The sequence below is a fragment of the Tundrisphaera macrotermitis genome, assembly GCF_051175315.1.
In the GTDB taxonomy this organism is placed as follows: domain Bacteria; phylum Planctomycetota; class Planctomycetia; order Isosphaerales; family Isosphaeraceae; genus Tundrisphaera.
In genome coordinates this window covers 5356409-5375919 of sequence record NZ_CP195100.1, presented here as the reverse complement: position 1 = coordinate 5375919, position 19511 = coordinate 5356409, and the positions used below count along the sequence as shown (strand labels likewise).

General features: G+C 70.0%; 14 protein-coding genes. 4 read left to right on the top strand and 10 right to left on the bottom strand.

The genetic code is table 11. The features are described from left to right. Positions 1-227: 227 nt before the first annotated feature. Complete coding sequence (locus tag TA3x_RS21835) at positions 228-3020, bottom strand: M16 family metallopeptidase (protein ID WP_435016790.1); 2793 nt, start codon at positions 3018-3020, stop codon at positions 228-230. A gap of 65 nt (positions 3021-3085) precedes the next feature. Further along, entirely contained in the window at positions 3086-4363 is a 1278-nt protein-coding gene (locus TA3x_RS21830) for a dipeptidase (RefSeq protein WP_435016789.1), read from the bottom strand. Between the two features lie 229 nt (positions 4364-4592). On the opposite strand from TA3x_RS21830, the gene TA3x_RS21825 reads away from it, so the two are divergent. Then, the gene (locus tag TA3x_RS21825; RefSeq protein WP_435022407.1) at positions 4593-6680 is read left to right on the top strand and encodes a prolyl oligopeptidase family serine peptidase; all 2088 of its coding nucleotides are present in this window, start codon (positions 4593-4595) and stop codon (positions 6678-6680) included. 81 nt (positions 6681-6761) lie between these two features. On the opposite strand, the gene TA3x_RS21820 is transcribed toward TA3x_RS21825, so the two are convergent. The 4 genes from TA3x_RS21820 to TA3x_RS21805 form a co-directional block, all read right to left on the bottom strand. Then, entirely contained in the window at positions 6762-7514 is a 753-nt protein-coding gene (locus tag TA3x_RS21820) for a BON domain-containing protein (RefSeq protein WP_435016788.1), read from the bottom strand. 318 nt (positions 7515-7832) lie between these two features. Next, a complete protein-coding gene (locus TA3x_RS21815) occupies positions 7833-8156 on the bottom strand; it encodes a hypothetical protein (RefSeq protein WP_435016787.1) in 324 nt (107 codons plus the stop codon). 287 nt (positions 8157-8443) lie between these two features. Beyond that, positions 8444-9427, bottom strand: coding sequence for a hypothetical protein (locus TA3x_RS21810; RefSeq protein WP_435016786.1), 984 nt, complete (start codon positions 9425-9427; stop codon positions 8444-8446). A 182-nt stretch (positions 9428-9609) separates the two neighbouring features. Beyond that, positions 9610-10716 carry a hypothetical protein gene (locus TA3x_RS21805; RefSeq protein ID WP_435016785.1) on the bottom strand — a complete coding sequence of 369 codons (1107 nt, stop codon included), beginning with the start codon at positions 10714-10716 and terminating at the stop codon, positions 9610-9612. A 286-nt stretch (positions 10717-11002) separates the two neighbouring features. On the opposite strand from TA3x_RS21805, the gene TA3x_RS21800 reads away from it, so the two are divergent. Beyond that, complete coding sequence (locus TA3x_RS21800) at positions 11003-11398, top strand: response regulator (protein ID WP_435016784.1); 396 nt, start codon at positions 11003-11005, stop codon at positions 11396-11398. A gap of 231 nt (positions 11399-11629) precedes the next feature. Here TA3x_RS21800 and TA3x_RS21795 read toward each other — a convergent pair whose 3' ends face one another. Together TA3x_RS21795 and TA3x_RS21790 are read right to left on the bottom strand one after the other, a co-directional pair. Next, positions 11630-12730, bottom strand: a complete 1101-nt coding sequence (locus tag TA3x_RS21795; protein WP_435016783.1) for a DUF1559 domain-containing protein — start codon at positions 12728-12730, stop codon at positions 11630-11632. Positions 12731-12824: 94 nt separating this feature from the next. Then, entirely contained in the window at positions 12825-13043 is a 219-nt protein-coding gene (locus TA3x_RS21790; protein ID WP_435016782.1) for a hypothetical protein, read from the bottom strand. Positions 13044-13468: 425 nt separating this feature from the next. On the opposite strand from TA3x_RS21790, the gene TA3x_RS21785 reads away from it, so the two are divergent. Beyond that, entirely contained in the window at positions 13469-14569 is a 1101-nt protein-coding gene (locus TA3x_RS21785) for a hypothetical protein (RefSeq protein ID WP_435016781.1), read from the top strand. Beyond that, positions 14566-15657, top strand: a complete 1092-nt coding sequence (locus TA3x_RS21780; RefSeq protein ID WP_435016780.1) for an Ig-like domain-containing protein — start codon at positions 14566-14568, stop codon at positions 15655-15657. The genes TA3x_RS21785 and TA3x_RS21780 overlap by 4 nt, the downstream gene beginning before the upstream one ends. 112 nt (positions 15658-15769) lie before the next feature. On the opposite strand, the gene TA3x_RS21775 is transcribed toward TA3x_RS21780, so the two are convergent. After that, the gene (locus TA3x_RS21775; RefSeq protein ID WP_435016779.1) at positions 15770-16441 is read right to left on the bottom strand and encodes a PEP-CTERM sorting domain-containing protein; all 672 of its coding nucleotides are present in this window, start codon (positions 16439-16441) and stop codon (positions 15770-15772) included. 60 nt (positions 16442-16501) lie between these two features. Then, positions 16502-19441 (bottom strand): reprolysin-like metallopeptidase, encoded by a 2940-nt coding sequence (locus tag TA3x_RS21770; protein WP_435016778.1) that lies wholly within the window; start codon positions 19439-19441, stop codon positions 16502-16504. Between the last annotated feature and the right edge of the window lie 70 nt (positions 19442-19511).

The window sequence follows — 19511 nt, the reverse complement described above, 5'->3', positions numbered from 1 at the left end:
CCCGCGACGAGACGATTCCGGGGATGCGGGCTGCCGCCGGTCGGACGGGCGGCGACGGGCTTCACGACGGGGACGAGCCGGGCGTCTTCGGTTGGCGGATCTTGGGAGGAGAACAAGTGCGCAAGTTGCTCGATTTCAGGGCGTTGACGACGAGTCAAGGCGAGGCGTGAAACCCACCGCGATGCCGCCGCGCCACGCCGGCGCGGCGACATCGGGGGTTGGTGCAATCAACGTGCCACCGGGAGTCCATCGGGGTTGATGACCCGGATCTCGCGGAAGCCCATCGCCTTGAGCTTGGGCTCGACCGAGGCCCGATCCCCCACGACCAGGATCGTGCGGAAGTCGGGCGAGGCGACCTCGACGGTGGCGGCCCGGATGGCGGCGTCGGGCACGTCGGCCAGGTGCTTGAGGTAGGCGTCGAAGTAGTCCATCGGCAGGCGGAACTGGGCCAGCTCGGCCAGGGCGCCGGCGATGCCGGAGGGGTCCTCGAACGTCTCCGGGAACGAGCGGATCTCGGCGTCGCGGGCGGTGGCGATCTCCTCGGCGGAGAGGGGACGGTCCTTGCCCAGGGCGTCGAGTTCGCCGAGCACCTCCTTGAGGGCCTCGGCCGTCACGTCGGCGCGGACCTGGGTGGAGACCTGCCACACGCTGCCCACCCGGCGGTAGCTGAACCCGGACCCGGCGCCGTAGGTGTACCCGTTCTTCTCGCGGAGGTTGGCGTTGAGCCGGCTGAGGAAGTCGGCCCCGACCACGTGGTTGCCGATCACGTTGGCGAAGTACTTCGGGCTGTTGCGGTCCTCCCAGCGGCGGCCGACCGCGAGGATGCTCTGGACCGCGCCCGGCTTGTCGGCCAGGTAGACGACGCCCGGCTCGGGCTGGGTCCGGACCGACGGCCGATCTTTGGGCGGCTCGGCGGTCGTCTTCCAGGCGCCGAGGGTCGCTTCCAGGGTCTCGATCAGGGCGTCGGGCTCGACGTCGCCGACCACGATCAGGGTGGACTGGTTGGCGCCGAAGCGGTCGTGGAAGGCGCGGACGTCGTCGATGGTCAGCTTGCCGACCGTTTCCACCCGACCCTGGGTCGGGTTCGCGTAGGGGTGCCCCGGGCCGTAGAGGAGGGTCGGGAACGCCCGGCGTGCGATCCAGGACGGGCTATCCGGCCCCTGGAGCAGGTCGTCGAGCTGGAGCTTCCGCTCGCGGTCGAAGTCGGCCGGGTCGAACCGGGGGGAGGTCAAAACCTGGCCGAGCTTCTCGAAGGCGGGCTTCAGGTTCCGGGCCAGGACCGAGAAGCCGACCGAGGTGGAGTCCGACCCCGGCCGCACGCCCAGGGTCACGCCCAGGGTCTCCAGCGACTCGGCCAGCTCGGTGCTGGTCTGCGCCCTGGTCCCCTTGTCCAGCAGGGCGGCGGTCAGGGCGGCGACGCCGGACTTGCCTTCGGGATCGTCGGCGGTGCCGACCGGGACGACCAGCGTGGCCTGGACCACCGGCAGGGTGTGCCAGGGGGCGACCCAGACGTCGAGCCCGTTGCTCATCCGCTTGCGGACGAACCGGGGGGGCAGGAACGACCGGGCGAGGTCGGGCCCGGGCATCTTGGTCCAGTCGGGGCCGGGCTGCGGAGGCCGGGGGCTGAACGCCGCGTCGGCGGCCGGGCCGGGTAGGGGGCCGACGATCTCGGCCTCGCTCTTGGCCTCCCCCTCCTTGACCGGGCGGATGGCGAGCGTGACCTTCTCGGGGGTCAGGTACGTCTTCGCCACCCGGACGAGGTCGTCGGTCGTCACGCCGTAATAGCGGGCGAAGTCCTTGCGATAATAGGCCGGGTCATCCTTCTGGACGAAGCCGATGGCCAGCAGGTGGGCCCTCCGGAGCTGCGAGGTCAGGCCCTGGAAGGTCGATTTCTCGAACTTGGCCAGCGCCCGGGCGAGTTCGTCGGCGGTGGGGGGCTTCGTCTTCCATTCGGCGAAGACGGCATCGAGGGTCTTGGTCACGTCGTCGAGGGTCTTGCCGTCGGCGGCCGTGGCGTCGACGGTGAACATCCCGGAGGCCTCATTGGTCAGGCTGGAGGCGTCGACCTCGGTGGCCACGCGGGCGTCGCGGACCAGGGCCCGATGGAGCCGGGACGCCTCGCCGTCGGCGAGGATCGAGGCCAGCAGGCCGAGCGCGGGGGCGTCGGCGTGGTCGTCGGGCACCGTCGGCCACGCCCAGTAGATCCGGGGCAGGCTGACGCGGTCGGCCAGGGTGAGGGATTCCGTTTTCTTGAGCGTCCCGGCTGGGGCGACGACCGGCTTGATCGCGGGGCCGGCGGCCAAAGGGCCGAAGTAGGCGGCGATCATCTCCTTGGCCTTGGCCGGGTCGAAGTCGCCGGCCACGCACAGGGAGGCGTTGCCGGGATGGTAGAACTCGGCGAAGAACCGCTTGAGGTCGTCCAGGGTCGCCGCGTCCAGGTCCTTCATCGAGCCGATGACCGACCACGAATAAGGGTGTCCCTTGGGGAAGACGTGGGCCAGCAGGCTTTCCTCAGCGAGCCCGTACGGGACGTTCTCGTAGGACTGACGGCGCTCGTTCTTGACGACCTCGCGCTCGGTGTCGAACTTCTCCTGGTCGAGCGCCGTGGGCAGGAAGGCCAGCCGCTCGGCTTCGAGGTACAACGCCCGCTCCAGGAAGGTCGAGGGGACGCTCTCGAAGTAGACGGTCACGTCCTCGGTGGTGAAGGCGTTGGACTGGGCCCCGGTCTCCTGGAGCGGGATGTCGTAGTTGGGGACGTTCTTGGTGCCCCGGAACATCATGTGTTCGAAGAAGTGGGCGAACCCGGTGCGGCCGGCCCGCTCGTTCTTCGACCCGACGTGGTAGGCCACGCAGACGGTCACGCGGGGGACGGCGGGGTCGCGGTGGAGCACCACCTTCAGGCCGTTGGGCAGGCGGTAGCTCTCGATCGGCAGGTCGGGGATCGGCGGCGTCTGCTGGCCGAAGGCGGCCGACGATCCGAGCAGCAGGGCGAGGCAGGCGACGAGGCGGCGGACCGTCATGCGAGCGACCTCCGTGAGAGGGGGGGGCGGCGGCCCGGGCGGGGGGCCTCCGCCCTGCGGTGTAGTCAGTCTTTCTTGCGGGGCGTGGGCTGGTCCACTTCCGGGGAGGTGGTCCTTTGCAGCTCGGCGGCGACCTCGCCGGCCCGGCGGAAGGCGCGGAGGGCGTTGCCGCCCAGGATCTTGCGGACGTCGTCGTCGGAGTGGCCCCGGCGGAGCAGTTCCTCGGTCAGGCGGGGGTAGGACGCCACGTCCTCCAGCCCGACCGGCGTCGAGGTGATCCCGTCGAAGTCCGAGCCGATCCCGACGTGGTCGATCCCGGCCACCTTGATGATGTGCTCGATGTGGTCGGCCACGATGCTCAGGGTCCCCCGGGGGGACGGGTGGGCGTCGGCCCAGGCTTCGTAGGCTTTGGCGTACTCGGCCGGGTCGGGGTATTTGGCACGCAGTTCACGGCGGGCCGCCGCGCCGGCCTTCGCGGCCTCGGGCACGATGAACCCGGAGTAGAAGTTGACCATGATGACCCCGCCGTTCTTGGGCAACTCCTTGAGGATCTCGTCGGGGACGTTCCTCGGGTGGTCGGCCAGGGCGCGGGCGCTGGAATGGCTGGCGATGATCGGGGCCTTGCTGATCCGGAGGGCATCGGCCATGGTCGCGGGGGAGACGTGCGAGATGTCCACCAGCATGCCCAGCCGGTTCATCTCCCGGACGACCCGTTCGCCGAACGGGGAGAGGCCGTCGTGCTTCGGTTCGTCGGTGGCGGCATCGACCCAGTCCAGGGTCTTGTTGTGGGCCAGGGTCATGTAGCGGGCGCCGAGCTTGGCGAACATCCGCAGCATGGCGAGGTCGTCCTCGATGGCGACGCCCCCCTCGATGCCGATCAGCGAGGCGACCTTGCCTTCCCCGGCGATCCGCTCGACGTCGTCGGCCGAGAAGGCCATGGCGAAGGTGTCCGGGTACCGCTCGACCATCCGGTAGACCAGGTCGATCTGGTCGAGCACGGTCCGGGCCGGGTTGGGCTGGTCGCTGGGTATGTAGACCGACCAGAATTGGGCCTTGAGCCCCCCCTCGCGGATCCGGGGGATGTCGGTGTGGCCGGTCGGCAACCTCTGGTTCAGGTCGACCTTGCCGAAGGCCATGTCGCCGACCGAGCGGAGGTGCCAGGGCAGGTCGTTGTGGCCGTCGAACAGGATGGCGGAGGCGTGGACCTTCCGGGCTCGCTCGGAGACGGGCGGGGCCGGCGTGTCGGCGGCGAAGGCCGCGAGGGGCAGGAGGGGGAGGGACAGGCCGAGGAGGCGGGCGACGTTTCGGATCATGGCGGGCGGTTCGGCTCCGGCGAGGTGCATGGACTCGGATCGATTCGATCGCGGCCCCCATTCTGTTCGCCCAAAGCTCTCGGGGCAACCGCCGAGCGATCGGCGGGGCGCCTGGAAGGCGGGGCATCCCGGCCGTAGAATGGCGGCCCGGGTCGCGCCGTCCGCCCCGGGCGGGGGCCCCCGGACCGGAATCGGAGCGACGTGCCCCATGAGATGCCCCTTCGCCGCCTCCCTGGCCAGCCTCGCCGGAGTCGCCCTGATGAACCTCGGCCCCGCGCCCGCCGCCGAGCCCCCGCGCCACCTCGACTACCCGGCCGCCCGCAAGGAGGCCGTGGTCGACGACTACCACGGCGTCAAGGTCGCCGACCCCTACCGCTGGCTCGAAGACCCGGATTCCCCCGAGACCCGCGCCTGGGTCGAGGCCGAGAACAAGGTCACCTTCGGCTACCTGGAGTCGATCCCGGCCCGCGCCGAGTTGAAGGATCGGCTGACGAAGCTCTGGAACTACGAGAAGTTCGGCGCCCCCCGCAAGGAAGGCTCGCGCTACTTCTTCTCCAGGAACTCCGGGCTCCAGAACCAGTACGTCCTCTATACGACCGACCGCCTCGACGCCGAACCCCGCGTCCTGATCGACCCGAACACCCTTTCGGCCGACGGCACCGTCGCCCTGGGCGCCACCGCGATCAGCGACGGCGGCGACCTGATCGCCTACGGCCTGTCGTCGGCCGGGTCGGACTGGGTCGAGTTCAAGGTCCGCGACGTGGCCACCGGCGAGGACCGGCCCGACCACCTCAAATGGATCAAGTTCTCCGGCGCCTCCTGGACCAAGGACGGCAAGGGGTTCTTCTACGGACGCTTCCCCGAGCCCGAGCCCGGCGCCAGCCTCAAGGCCCCCAACTACTACCAGAAGCTGTATTACCACAAGCTCGGGACGACCCAGGACCAGGACACCCTGGTCTACGAGCGGCCCGACCAGAAGGAATGGCAGTTCCACGGCGGCGTGACCGACGACGGCACTTACTTGATCATCACCATCTCCAAGGGGACCGACGACAAGTACCGGATCCTCTACCAGGACCTCACCAAGCCGGATTCCAAGCCGGTCGAGTTGATCGACAACTTCGAGGCCAACTACTCGTTCATCGACCACGACGGCCCGGTCTTCTACTTCGAGACCAACAAGGACGCCCCGCGCGGCCGGGTGATCGCCATCGACACCCGCAAGCCCGAGCCCAAGGACTGGGTTGAGCTGATCCCGGAGTCGACCGACACCCTCAACGGCGTCGGGTTGGTCGACGAGAAGTTCGTCGCTTCCTACCTCAAGGACGCCCGCACGGCGGTCAAGCTGTTCGACCTGACCGGCAAGCACCTCCGTGACGTGGAGTTCCCCGGCATCGGCACGGCCTCGGGCTTCGGCGGCAAAAGGACCGACACCGAGACGTTCTACGCCTTCACCACCTTCACCGCGCCGACGACTATCTACCGCTATGACATGCGGACCGGCGAGAGCACCGTCTTCCGCAAGCCGACGGTCGCCTTCAACCCGGACGACTACGAGACCAAGCAAGTCTTCTACCAGAGCAAGGATGGCACGAAGATCCCGATGTTCATCAGCCACAAGAAGGGGCTGGTGTACGACGGGTCAAACCCGACCTACCTCTACGCTTACGGCGGATTCAACATCTCCCTGACCCCCTCGTTCAGCCCGGCCACTTTGGTGTGGATGGAACGGGGCGGCGTGTTCGCCCAGCCCAACCTCCGGGGCGGCGGCGAATACGGCGAGGCCTGGCACCAGGGCGGCACCCGGCTCAAGAAGCAGAACGTCTTCGACGACTTCATCGCTGCCGCCGAGTGGCTGATCGGCAACAAGGTCACGTCCACGCCCAAGCTCGCCATCGGCGGCGGGTCGAACGGCGGGCTGCTGGTCGGGGCCTCGATCACCCAGAGGCCCGACCTGTACGGGGCCGCGCTGCCCGCCGTCGGGGTGATGGACATGCTCCGGTTCCACAAGTTCACGATCGGCTGGGCCTGGATCGACGACTACGGCTCGTCGGACGACCCCGAGGAGTTCAAGGCCCTGTACGCCTACTCGCCCCTGCACAACATCAAGCCGGGCACGTCCTACCCGCCGACGATGATCACCACCGCCGACCACGACGACCGGGTGGTCCCGGCCCACTCGTTCAAGTTCGCCGCCGCATTGCAGGCCGCCCAAACGGGCGACAACCCGATCCTGATCCGGATCGAGACCAAGGCCGGCCACGGCGCCGGCAAGCCGACCTCCAAGGTAATCGAGGAGGCGGCCGATCGCTGGGCCTTCCTGCTCCGGTCGCTGAAGGCCGAGTAACGCCCCTTCGAAACGGCCGGAGGGCCGGCATGGATTTGCATCCACGCCGGCCCTCCGGGGAATCAAGTCGACTCGTTCGGCTCAGTAAGCGAAGAGGCCGAACGGGTAGGGGGTGAAGAACGGGCGGGTGTAGTTCTTCTTGAAGTCGAGCCACCAGATGCCGTCGTCCCAGCGGAGGGTGACCGCACGCCATTCCTGGGGCACTTCGGGGTAGGGGTAGAAGGGGCCGATGTTCGGCCAGGCCTGCCAGGGATAGGCCGTGGGGTAGCCGACCGCCGAGAAGTTCTGGTTCGGGGCGTAGCTGGGCCAGGCGTAGTTGGGCATGTTGGTGCTGCCAACCGCCGGGCCGCCGCCGGGGCCTTCGGGGATCGGGCTGCCGTCCGGGGCGCCGACCGGGCCGGACGAGACGACCTGGCCTTCATAGGACGGGGACGAGACGATCTCGCCGGCGCCGCCGCCATGATTGTGGCCGTGGCCGTGGCCGCCCATGGCGACCTGGTACTGGGCCGGGCGGACCCGGGCATCGACCAGCTTGATCTGGTCGATCACGCCGGTCACGCCGGGGATCCGGCCGACCAGGGCGACGGCCTCTTGCTTCTGCGAGGCGTTGGGGACGGTGCCGGTCAGCGTGACCACGCCTTCGCGGGTCTCGATCTCGATCCGGTAGGCCGAGAGCGTCTTGTTGGACTTCAGGGCCGAGGCGACCGCATTGGCCGTGGCCTGATTCTGCGAGACCGGGGCCGGGGCCGGGGCCGGGGCCTGCGCCAGGGCGGAGGCGTTGACCAGGGCGAGCAGTCCCAACGAGGCCGAAATCCGTTTCAGACCAACCATCATGGCTTTATCCTTCTCCCGCCTGAAGCCGACCGTGACCGAACTTGGGGACGCCGAGCGGGATCGCGGCGTCCGGGTCGGAGGATGGTGGAAGCTCGCTTCCGGAGGTCACCTTATCGGGTGATTTCCCCGTCCAGATCAGGCGAAATGGGGTAAAGCTGGGAAGCTGGGTCGAGGGCCGAATCCGTCCGTGGCTCCGAGTCGACGGAACTATGGCCCACGATCCGAGGGGGGTCAAATCGCGGTTCGAAAAAAAATCGGGGCCCGACGGCCCCGAGAATGAAACCACAATGATGGTCTGGACTTGCGTCCGGAAAATGATCAGCCGACCAGCCTCGGCTCGCCCGCAAGGCGGACGCTGACGGGGTGGGCGGCATCGGTCGTGCAGTTGCCGACGATCATGCCGATCAGGAGGAACGTCATCGTCCCCCCGGCGAACAGGGCGAATTCGGAGTCATGACGGCCGACCCAGGCGCCGGCGACGCCGAGGCCGATCATCGCGAGGACGAAACCGACCCGGCCCTTCTCGGCCCAGCGGGTGGCGGGCATCAGGCGGGTGAGGCAGAGCATCGCCACGCCGAACACCTGGAACATCATCACGGCGATTTCGAGGACCGCGTCGGTGCGGAGGTTAGACCAGGCCATGCAGGCTCCTTCCTTGGAAGCTGTATGGGGGGCTGTTGATTGACGTCGTTGTCAATCCGCGTCGAGTTTGACGGTTTTCAGGAAGATGCAGGTCCGGGACCAAAACGGGAAAATCCGTCAGTATCGACGGATCAATGTCAGTACTTGAGCGATTCTTTGGAAAATTCGGATTCGCGGGAAGGTTTTTGGAGGTCGATCGGGAATTCTTACACGGGCCGGGCGGCGGAATCTACAAATCGGGCGTGGGGAGGGCCGGCGGCGAGATGCCCCGGCCCGGCGGATCCGGTTCAACGACGGCGGCTCGGCATCTTGGGCCGCTTGAATTCGAAGATCTTGCCGATGTCCAGGAGCTTCCAGCCTTCTTTTTCCTTCCGCATCGTCACCTTGCGCTGGCGATAATCGGGCCCGGTGTTGTTCCCCAGGACGATGTCGATGCGGCCGCTGCTAACGGCCGGCATCTGCTGGACCGGCTTGTAGCCCTCGAACGCCTTGGCCATCTCGTCGAGTTCCTCGTCGGAGATGCTGACGTCGGAGATGGACAGGAAGATCTTGCGATACTTCTCGGCCGCCTCGGTCGGCGCCCGGCGGGCGACCGCCTGGGCCAGCCGATCCTTGTCCTTGGCCTTCAGGGCGCTGAGGAAGGCGACCGCGCCCGACCAGGGGCCGCTGAAGTCGGCGGGTTCGTTCGCCCCGATCCCATCACCGTTGTCGCCGCCCGAGCCGGGGATCTCGGCCCCGGGCGCGCCGGGGACCGTCATGGACGGATCGCCCGGGATCGAACCTTCGACGGGCGGCAGGGCGCCGGTCGGCGATCCGGCCATGGCCATCGTCGGGTCGGCGGCGCCCGGGGCGCCCGGGGTCGCGGCCGGGTCCGGAGCCGCCTCGGTCGGGGCGGGCGGCGCGGCCACCATCCGGGCCAGTTCGTCGGTGCCCGAGGCGTCCCCCTTCAGGGCAGGCGCGGCGGGGGCGGCGGCCTCCTCGCCGGCCGGGGCCGGGGCGGGGTCCGGGGTCGCGGCCACGGCGGCCGGATCCGGGGTCGCCGCCGGGGCCGCGGCGCCGGGTGCCGTTTCGGCCTCCGCGGCGGGGGCCGCCTCGGCCGGGGCGGGCGCTGCCCCGGGCGCCGCCCCCTGATCGACGATCTGGACCGGGGTATCGGCGACGGCGCTGGAATCGGAATCGGGGTCCGGGACGTCGCTGCCGCCGCATCCGATGAATGACGCGCAGATCCCGGCCACCACGACGCGGCCCAACCACTGCTCAAGCGGTTTCATGGTGATCCCGATCCTTTCGCCCAGGTTCTCGTGCTGCCATTGGGGGCGAGGCCCCGCGCAGCGTCCCCGACGCCGGGCGTGGAGTCCCCTTGCATCCCCGTGCAATCCCTCAAGTATGTCGTCCCGGCCCCTGGCAGGAAAGGGGTCGGTCGGGAAGCTCGCCCGGCCGCCGCGCCCCCGCATCAGCCGGGTTGCGTGCGGGCCACCTCCGAGCCTCCGGGACGGCCCAACCCGGCCGTCGGATCGCCGCATTGACCCGCCTCGGCCCGGCCCCGGCCCCCGATCGTCGCCGGGGAAGGCCCGGCCGTTGGCTTCGTTCGGGACGGGGTCGGAGCGGGGGCGGGCGGCGCAGGGCGGGAGCCGCTCGACCGCCGGCCGGGCGGCGATCCGATCGACTCGGCGGCCTGCTCAGCGGCCCGCCGCTCGACCTCGCGGAACTCGCGCAGGGCGCGGAACATCGCCCGCTCCGCCGCCGCCTCATACTTCCGGGCCGTCTGACCCTCGGCCGTCTCGTCGAACAGGGCACGCTCCGCCGCCTCGGCGCGGTCCGCCGCCTCCGCCTCGTCGTCCACCTCCCCCCGCAGCTCGCGCAGGGCCTCGACCTCGCCGTCCATCAGCCGGGCCAGTTCCTCCCGCGCCCAGGCCTTGCGTTCCTTGCGGTCCAGGCCCGCGCCCTGGTCGTCGCCGAGGGCCGAGAAGTTCCCCTTGATGGCGCGCAGGAGCGGGTCGAACGGGGTCGGCGGGTGCATGCCCGGGTGTCGGCCCAGGAGGTGATCGACCCTCCGCTCGTCGGCGTCGGTCCAGCGGAAGCGCCGGGGCAGGACCAGGCGGCCCCGGAGCTGGTGCCAGCACTCGATCAGGCCGTCGATCCCCTCCGGCGTCCGCATCAGCCGCCGGACGGTGATGTCGGGGTCGTTGGCCAGGTTCAGGGCGATCGCGTCGGTTTCGGCATATCGGGCATCGTCGCGGGCTTTCAGGGCGTCGCGGACCCGACGCGCGGTCATCGCCGCCTCGTGGCGTTCGCAGCGGTCGAGTCGGTTGGACATCACGGCGATGCGCCGGACGAGGATCCGGCCCATCGGCCCGGAGGGCTGCAACTCGGATTCGAGGGTGGCGGCCAGCGCATCGACCTCGGCGGTCTGTTCGGGCAGCAGGACGACGCCGTCGCCGGCGAGGCCGTGCTTCAGGGCGTTCCTCCGCGACTTCTCCTTGCCGGCCGGGGTCCGGGGCCCGGTGCTCCGGGCCGCGTTGCGGCGGTTGGCTTCGAGTCGGGCCGGGCTGCAGGTCATGGGGGGCTCCGGTGCGGCGGGCGTTGGGCCGGGTGCGGGGTCGAGGCGTCGCCTACATATTCAGAGTCGGGGGAGACCTTTAAGCACAGTTTTTACCCCGAATCGGGAAAATTCACCGGACGCCCCCCGGCCGGTCGGTGCGGGATGGGCCGATGATCCGCGAGGGGCGCCGATCGCTGCGCGAGGCGGCTCCGGTCCAACCCTTGCCCGGGCCCGTGACACGCCTTATCATGGGGCCGAGATCCGGGTTCAGTTCGGCCGCGAAGATGGACGGGAGAGGCACGCGATGCCCGCACAGAAGACGGTCCTGCTCGTCGATGACGACAACGAGATCCTCGAATCGATGCGCACCGTCCTGGAAGCCAAGGGATACCGGGTGATGGTGGCCCGCGACGGCAACTCGGGGCTGACGATCGCCGAGCGCGACAGCCCCGACCTGCTGATCCTGGACATGATGATGCCCAAGAAGAGCGGCTTCCTCGTCCTGGAGAAGCTCAAGGGGCGGCCGGGGGGGCTGATCCCCACCATCATGATCACCGGCAATGAGGGCAGCCGGCACCGCGCCTACGCCGAGATGCTGGGCGTGCGCGATTACATCCGCAAGCCGTTCGCGATGGAGAAGCTCGTCAAGTCGATCGAGCAGGTCTTCGAGGCCACCTCCCCCCGGCCCGCCGACGCCTGAGCCGGCGCCCGCCCCCATCACCCCGGCACCTTCGTGCCGGGGCCGAGTGGCCTTCGGCCCGACCCCGCCCCCGGCCCTTGGGCCGGGTCGCCGGGCCCGGCGTTGGCCAGGTGTCGCGCCGGGCTCGCCGGACGGCACGGCCGACCATCAATGCGCGAGGGCCAGGACCGACGCGTCGGGGTGACGCCATCGATCCTGGCCCTGTCGTTCGCTCGGGACGGGCCCGGGCGATCAATAAGCGTCGGAGCTGATCACCTCGCCCTGATCGCGGGAGCCGAGGCCCCAGATCACGATCTGGTTGGTGGTCGCCTTGAGGAAGCGGACCGAGCCGTCGGCGAACAGGGCGTTGGCCCCGCCCGGGTGATAGCTGCTCATCCCGTAGTTGCCGGAGGATTGGTCGGTGTCGCCCCCGCCTTCGAAGTACGCACAGTACGGGAAGTTCGAGTTGGGCGCGACCAGGGTGTTGCCCAGCGAGCGCCCGATCAGGCCCTGGCACCAGAACTGGCCGACGAAGCTCCGGTGGGGGCCGGTCCTGGCCAGGCCGGCGCAGGTGGTCAACCAGGCGTTCAGCCCGCCGCCGCCGCCCGGCATGTTCAGGTTGCCCGAATTCCGATCGGCCACGCCGGTCGGCCACGAGTTGTTCTCGACGATGTCCTGCGGCACCGACAGCCGGTTGTTGTCGTTGTCGCCGGTCCGCCACTCGCTCATCGCGATCGTGTTGGAGGTGCCGTCCTTGATGTCGCGTTCGCCGATGGCCGACCCGCCGTTGCGGAACACGCCGTTGGGCCTGGCCGAGCCCCTGGAGTCGTACTGGTTCATGCTGCTGCCGAGCGAGGCGAAGTAGTTGAGCCCGGGGGACGCCTTGCCGAAGAAGTTGTTGCCGCCGGGATAGGGCAGAGCCGACGGGCAGAGGAAGCCGGAGACGATGACGGTGACCGCGGTCGTGTTCATCTCCTGCCCCTCGCCCGTATTGCTCAGGTTGGGCAGGGAGAAGTTGATCGTGTTGTAGAGGGCGGTCTGCTCCAGGTACGGGAGCATCATCGAGTGGGCGCTCCAGGTCCCCCACCCGTTCCTGATGCCGCCGCCCACCGCGGTCGGATACCCGGCCCCGATGGGGAATGCCCCCTGGGTCGAGTGGTAGTTGTGCATGGCCAAGCCCAGCTGCTTCAGGTTGTTGACGCACTGGGAGCGGCGGGCGGCCTCGCGTGCCGCCTGCACGGCCGGCAGCAGCAGGGCGATCAGGACGGCGATGATCGCGATGACGACCAGCAGTTCGATCAGCGTGAAGCCGCGCGATCGGCTTCTGGAGGGGATGAGGAGCGGAAGATTCATGTAATTTCCTTGGTCGGATTTATCGAGGCGGAAGACACATCGAGGAACGATCGGAGGATTCGCGGGAGAGGCGAACCGCCGTCCGGGGCGGGGTTCAATTGCTTGCCGGATAGACGAGGACGTCGGGGCTGCCGCCATTGGGCGTTGCGACCTTCTTGCGCTGGGTCGTATCGACGGCGGGGGGCGGCGGCACGTCGGCCAGGGGGATCTGCGTCCCCTGATTGCAGCCGAGGCCCATGACGGAGAACATCAGGCCGAGCAACCCCGCGACGACCGATCGCCGGAGCCTTCCGGCGCGAGACCACATGCTCATGGAATCACCTGCAACATCATATGGGACGGAATGCGCCCACGATCCCGACGATCGACGCTGGATGGATTCCAGGCCACCACGGGCGCGCGAAATCGCTGGTGTGGGCCGCTGGGGGCCATGGCGAACAGCTGTTATGAGGGCGGGGGGAAAATCTCGCAGCGTCATTACATTTACCCCAACTCCTCTCGTCAAGAGAACCTTGAGAAGATTTTCCCGAGGTGATCGGATCCCTCATCCGCCTGGATGGAATCGGTCAAATTCTCCGATATCGCGGCGATCGGGGCGTCCGAATCGGCCTTTCTCGCGACCCGATTGCATCCGCCGACGCGCGGCAGATAATGGCGGGTCGGGGCCCTCTCGCCCCGGATCGTCGCGGGCCGAGCATCGTCGGATCGCATCGTGGACTCCAAGAGGGGGCAGGTCGCATGATTCAGTCTCGATGGAAGTGGGCGGCGGTGGTGGGGCTCGCGCTGGCGGCCCCGGCGCAGGGGGCGGGGTTGAGCCGGGGGACGCCCGACATCCAGTCGGCGGGGCCGCTGGCGTTCGGTCCGGGCGGGCTCCTGTTCATCGGCGACACCCGGGGGGCGGCCATCTTCGCCGTCGAGACCGGCGACCAGGCGCCGGGCTCGCCCGGCGCATCGATCAAGGTCGAGGGGCTGTCCGCCAAGATCGCCGAGTTGCTGGGGACCGAGCCCCGCGAGATCCTGATCAATGACCTGGCGGTGAACCCCGCCTCGGGCAAGGCCTACCTGTCGGCGTCGCGCGGGCGCGGGCCGGACGCCTCGCCGGTGATCGTCCGGGTCGACGGCACGGGCAAGATCGACGTCCTGGAGATGAAGGACGTCGCCTTCGGCAAGGCCGCCCTGGCCAACCCGCCCGCCGCGAATGCCCCGGCCAAGAGGGGCGTGAGCCCGCGCAACGAGTCGATCACCGACCTCGCCTACGTCGACGGCCAGGTGTTCGTCGCCGGCCTGTCCAACGAGGAGTTCTCCTCGCGGCTGGTCGCCATCCCCTATCCGTTCACCGGCAAGGCGGGCGAGGGGACCAGCGTCGAGATCTACCACGGGGCCCACGGCCAGTTCGAGACCAAGTCGCCGGTCCGCACCTTCGCCCCGTACAAGATCGACGGCGAGCCCTACCTGATGGCCGCCTACACCTGCACGCCGCTGGTCAAGGTGCCGGTCGCCGCTCTGAAGCCGGGCCAGCACTTCAAGGGGACCACCGTGGCCGAGCTGGGCAACCGCAACCGCCCGCTCGACATGATCGTCTACCGGAAGGACGGCAAGGACTTCCTGCTCATGGCCAACAACAGCCGGGGCGTGATGAAGATCCCCGCCGACGGGCTGGACAAGGCCGCCTCGATCACCGAACGCGTCAAGGACGGCAAGACCGAAGGCCAGCCGTACCAGGCGGTCGACGGCCTGAAGGGCGTGACCCAGCTCGACTCGCTCGACAAGGACTTCGCCCTCGTCGTGGTCGAGCGCGAGGGGGGTGCGCAGGACCTCGAAACTATCCCCCTGCCGTGATCCGGCCGCACCTGGCCTGGATGCTCTCGGCCCTGGCCCTCTCGGCGATCGCCGCCGACGGGCCCGGGCCGTCCGTGCGCTGGGTTGATGATGCGTCGGGGCGGATCGTGGCCGTCGAGGTCATCGGCCTCCCCGCCGGATCCCTCGACGCCGCGCCGGGCCCGGACGCCCTCTCCGTCCGCATCGAGGGGGCGGCCCGACCGATGCTGGGGACGTGCCGGGTCGTCGGCGATGTGCTCCGGTTCGAGCCCCGGTTCCCGCTGGATCGGGGCCGCACCTACCGGGCGAATTATCGGGTCGCCGGGTCCGAGGGGGAGTCCGCCCACCTCGTCCCGAAGCCGGCCCGTCCGGCGACGAGCGTGACCCGGATCGACCCGGCCGCCGATCGGGTGCCCGAGAACCTGCTCAAGTTCTACGTCCACTTCTCGGCCCCGATGGCCCGGGGCGAGGCGTATACCCGGGTCCGCATCCTGGACGGGGAGGGGCATCCGCTCGACCTGCCGTTCCTGGAACTGGGCGAGGAGCTGTGGGATCGGTCGGGCACGCGGATCACCCTGCTGCTCGACCCCGGCCGGATCAAGCAGGGGCTCAAGCCCCGCGAGGACCTGGGCCCGATCCTGGAAGCCGGCCGATCCTACACGCTTGAAGTCCTGCCCGCGTGGCGCGATGCCGAGGGGGAGCCGCTCGCCGCGGGGGCCCGCAAGCGGTTCGCGGTCGGCCCGGCCGACGCGGTCCAGCCCGATCCCCGCACCTGGGCCATCGACGCCCCGGCCGCCGGGACGCGCCGGCCGCTGGTGGTCCGCTTCCCCGAGCCCCTGGACCGGGCCATGCTCGAAAGCGGCCTCGCGCTCGTCGATCCCCGGGGCGGCCCGGTCGCCGGCCGGGCGACGGTCGACGACGGCGCGACCGCCTGGCGGTTCGCCCCGGATCGGCCCTGGGCGGCCGGCGAACATGCCTTGCAGGTCGAGGACGACCTGGAAGACCTGGCCGGCAACAGCGTCCGCCGCCCGTTCGAGGTCGACGCCGCCCGGCCGATCACGGCCCGGCCCGAGTCCGGGACGGTCCGGGTGCCGGTGCCGATCCGCTGACGCCCGCCCTGCGTCGCGGGCTGCGGGCCGGCCCCGGCCTTGATGACGTTCCGCGACGCCGCCGGCCGGCCGCCCCGGCTGCACTCGGGCAGCCGGGATCGGCGGTGCCGCGTCAGGCCGCCCGGCGCGGGGGGCGTCGCTTCCCCGGCCGCCGGGCCCGGGCGACCAGGGCCAGGCCGAGGCCGAGCAGGGCCGCCGAGGACGGCTCGGGGACGGCCTGGGTGCCGACCGTGATCACCCCGTTGTTGCGCGTCGTGATCGGGATGTTGGCGCCGGTCGGCCCGGACAGGCTGGTCGTCGGGAAGACCTGGAGCGCGACGGGGAACTGGCCGGCCGCGGCGGCATTGAACAGCACGCGCCCCAGCCCCACGGTCGCGCCCGAGGCCAGCACGACCCCGGCGTTCGGCGTGTCCCAGTTGTCCGAGGCCTCCAGGGTCGTGCCGGGGGGGGTGATCGAGATGATCGGGCCGAACAGGGAGCGGCCCGCGAAGATGTACGAGGCGACCGACGTGTCCGCCTCGGTGAACGTGATCCCGGGGCTCGTCGTCAGGCCGAACGAGAAGCCCGCGATCGTGACGGAGCCCGGCCCGGTGTTGGTCAGCGTGATGCCGAGCGCGTTGCCCGACGAACCCGGCGCGACCGTGATCGACTGGACGTCGACGACCAGGGCGGCTCGGGCGGGGGCGGCGGCCGTGCCGAAGGCCGCGATCAGCAACGCCGCGGCGAAGGCGAGGCGGGCCGGGCGGGGGCGAGGGGCGGCACCGGCGTGGGGGTACAAGGCCATGAGATCTCCCGGATGGGTCGAGGGTCGGGTTGAGGAGGTCGCGTCGGGGTCGGGGGACGGTCAGAGTTGGGCGCCGATCCGACGGCGTGCGATCCGGGCATCGGCGAGGTCGACGTCCCCGTCGCCGTCGAGGTCGGCGAACGGGTCGGCGAGACCGACGAAGTTGAGCGCGGTGGTCATGTCGGCGCTGCTGACGAAGCCGTCGCCGTCGACGTCGCCGAACAGCACCCGGAAGCCCTGGGCGTAGCCTCCGCCCAGCAGCGGGTTGCCGGCGGCATCCCTCAGGGCCGACGCCCCGGAGCCCAGCAGCGAGGTGGCGAAGACGCCCTGCGTCAGCGCGCCGATCCCCCAGGTCAGGGTGTCGCCGCCGAGGCCCGAGAACGAGGTGCCGGACAGCCCGGCCAGGCTGGCGACGTCGCCGGAGGAGATCGCCTCGCTGAAGACGACCTGGATCCCGGTGATCTCCCAGGGCAGGATCCGGTCCGCCGAGGTGAGGCGATACGACCGCGACCCGAACAGGACGCGGTATTCGAGCACGACGGGGGCGACGCCGTCGACCCGGAGATTCCGGTTCGCCCCGAGCGAGCCCGGGCCTCCGACGGCCGGCAGCGTCAGGCTGGCCGGGACGCCCCCGGACGCGATCGAGCCGCCGGAGAGCGTCAGGGCCGAGGCCGACGCGTAGTCGAGGTCGGGGCTGGACTGGCCGGACCCCACGACGTAGGCGAAGGTTAGCGTGTTCGTGCCCGAACCGCTCACGTAGGTCGCCGTGCCGCCCGAGTTCAGGGCGAGGACCGGGGTCCCGGCGACGTTCACCGCGGCGGCGAACTGGATCGTGATCGGGATGGTCGCGCCGATCCCGTACACGCCGTTGGAGGCGGTCGAGGAGACGGCGGTGACGGTCGTCGGGGCCGCCGCCGGGCGGATCGCGAAGTTGACGTTGGAGATGTCGAAGAAGATGTTACCGGCCCCCTGGATGCGGATCCGGGCCAGGTTGGTGTCGATGCCGGTGGGGACCACGATCCCCTCCGAGCCGTCGTTGGGGGTGTTGCCCAGCAGCAGGCTGTAGGTGAAGCCGCCGTCGATGGAGAGGAAGATGTTCACCAGGGGCGTGTTGACCGGCCCCGCGTTCGTCCCGGCCACGTTCCAGGCGACGGTCTGCGAGGTGTTGCCGGTCCAGGTGACGGCCGTGTTCGGCGCGGTGACCGCGAACGCGGCCCCGGTGGCGACGACGGTCAGCGTCATGTCGTCCCAGTTGACGGCGCCGCCCCCGGATCGGTTGTCGCGGGCGACCACGCGGAAGGTCGTGGTTCGGTTGGCGGTGAAGTACCTCTCGTCGTCGGCGGGGGCGGTGTTGTTGATCAGCGTGTTCAGGGTCGGGAAGGTGCGCGACGGCGAGGACGTCGGCGGGCGGACCCGCATCCAGGGGCTGTCGCCGTTGTCGGCCGAGCCCGGATTCTGCGCCGGCCCGAGTTCGCGCTGCTCCCAGGAATAGGTGAGCGGGTCGCCGTTGGGGTCGGACCCGATGGCGGTCAGGACGAACGGCGTATTGGCGGGGATGACGTAGTTGGGCCCGGCGTCCACGGTCGGGACGGCGTTGCCGGTGGAGGTGCGGGTGCCCACGTTCGGGATCACGGTATCGGCGTAGTTGATGATCTCGCGCAGCGACTCGTGGTGCAGGGTCGGGTGGCGGCCCTGGTTCAGGTGGCCATACGACATGATCGACGTGCCGTAGCCGTACTCATAGGCCGTGTTCGCGTTGCGCTGGGCGTCGACGTAGTTGAACGTGTGGTTGGCGCTGAACTGGTGGCCGATCTCGTGGGCGACCCGGTAGTAGAAGTTGGCGGTGCCGTCCACGCCCATGCCCTGGGAGCCCGACGCGCCGCCCCCCTTGTAGCTCGAATTGCCGACCACGCCCAGGTAGGCGACCCCGCCCCCGGCGGCCGTGGTGACGACGTGGCCGATGTCATAGCCGGCCACGCCGATGGCCGCGTTCAGGTTCGTCCGGTTCTGATCGAGCATGGTGCCGACGTCGGTCCCCGTGTAGGGGTCGGTGGCGGCGTTGGTGTAGATGATCGAGGCGTTGTTGGCGACCAGCACGAAGCGGATGGCCAGCGTGTTCTCGTAGACCTGGATGACCTGGTTCAGCAGCGCCGTGACGGCCGCCAGCCCGCCGCCCACGGTCCCGCCGTAGCTGGCGGTGAACTCGCCGGTGGCCGCCATCGCCATCCGGTAGGTGCGGAGCTGCGAGCCCGACTGGAACGGCACAACGTCGGACAGGGGCAGGGGATTGAAGCCGTCCGACTCGGCGAGGGCGACCGCCCCCCGGCAGAGCGGGCAGTCGCATCCGGAATGGGGGGCCGCCGGGTCGAGGCCGTACGAGGCCGTCGAGGCCGATCCGCCCCCGAGGTGCGCGTGCCCCTCGTCGCCGTGGGCATCCAGGATGTCGCAATCCATCGGGTCGCCCGCGGGCAGCGCGTCGGCGTCGTAGCTCACGTAGAGCCCGGAGCCCGCGCCGCCGTCGGGGCCGATCAGGATGGTGCTCGACGGCCCCATGATCGACGCGTTCAGGCCCAGCGGCGTGAGGCTCAGCCTCAAGGTCGCGGTCGGGTCGTCGATCCCCTGGCCGCGATAGGTCTTGATGTCCGGGAACTGCGCGGCCAGCCCCGGCTCCATGATCGGCGCCTCGACGATCGTGAATCGGTCGAAGGTGCCGTCGGGCATCGGGATCGGCAGGAGGGCCGGCGAGGTCGCGGCCCCGGCCGTGAACTCCATCGGCGCCCGGTCCAGGATCGCCCGGAGCTGCCCGGCATCCACGGCGAGTGCCTGGCCCTGGCCCGCGGCGATCGTCGAGGCGACGTCCAGCGTCGCCCAGGGGCCCACCACGGCCGGCAGGTCGCGCCGATCCAACGCCTCGACGCCCGGGATCATGCGGATCGCCCGTCGCGTCGCGGGGTTGCCGCCGCGGCGGGCCGGGGCGAGGCGGCGATTCCGATGGGACATGGGGGAGCCTCTCGGGCTAATAAAGCTTGATGTGCGGCTTAATTAATTAAATGCAGAACATTTGATACTT

What these genes read in the sequence shown, in the direction of transcription:
- TA3x_RS21835 (WP_435016790.1), bottom strand. Translation starts at nt 3,020, where the DNA reads ATGACGGTCCGCCGCCTCGTCGCCTGCCTCGCCCTGCTGCTCGGATCG.
- TA3x_RS21830 (WP_435016789.1), bottom strand. Translation starts at nt 4,363, where the DNA reads ATGCACCTCGCCGGAGCCGAACCGCCCGCCATGATCCGAAACGTCGCC.
- TA3x_RS21825 (WP_435022407.1), top strand. Translation starts at nt 4,593, where the DNA reads ATGAACCTCGGCCCCGCGCCCGCCGCCGAGCCCCCGCGCCACCTCGAC.
- TA3x_RS21820 (WP_435016788.1), bottom strand. Translation starts at nt 7,514, where the DNA reads ATGATGGTTGGTCTGAAACGGATTTCGGCCTCGTTGGGACTGCTCGCC.
- TA3x_RS21815 (WP_435016787.1), bottom strand. Translation starts at nt 8,156, where the DNA reads ATGGCCTGGTCTAACCTCCGCACCGACGCGGTCCTCGAAATCGCCGTG.
- TA3x_RS21810 (WP_435016786.1), bottom strand. Translation starts at nt 9,427, where the DNA reads ATGAAACCGCTTGAGCAGTGGTTGGGCCGCGTCGTGGTGGCCGGGATC.
- TA3x_RS21805 (WP_435016785.1), bottom strand. Translation starts at nt 10,716, where the DNA reads ATGACCTGCAGCCCGGCCCGACTCGAAGCCAACCGCCGCAACGCGGCC.
- TA3x_RS21800 (WP_435016784.1), top strand. Translation starts at nt 11,003, where the DNA reads ATGCCCGCACAGAAGACGGTCCTGCTCGTCGATGACGACAACGAGATC.
- TA3x_RS21795 (WP_435016783.1), bottom strand. Translation starts at nt 12,730, where the DNA reads ATGAATCTTCCGCTCCTCATCCCCTCCAGAAGCCGATCGCGCGGCTTC.
- TA3x_RS21790 (WP_435016782.1), bottom strand. Translation starts at nt 13,043, where the DNA reads ATGAGCATGTGGTCTCGCGCCGGAAGGCTCCGGCGATCGGTCGTCGCG.
- TA3x_RS21785 (WP_435016781.1), top strand. Translation starts at nt 13,469, where the DNA reads ATGATTCAGTCTCGATGGAAGTGGGCGGCGGTGGTGGGGCTCGCGCTG.
- TA3x_RS21775 (WP_435016779.1), bottom strand. Translation starts at nt 16,441, where the DNA reads ATGGCCTTGTACCCCCACGCCGGTGCCGCCCCTCGCCCCCGCCCGGCC.
- TA3x_RS21770 (WP_435016778.1), bottom strand. Translation starts at nt 19,441, where the DNA reads ATGTCCCATCGGAATCGCCGCCTCGCCCCGGCCCGCCGCGGCGGCAAC.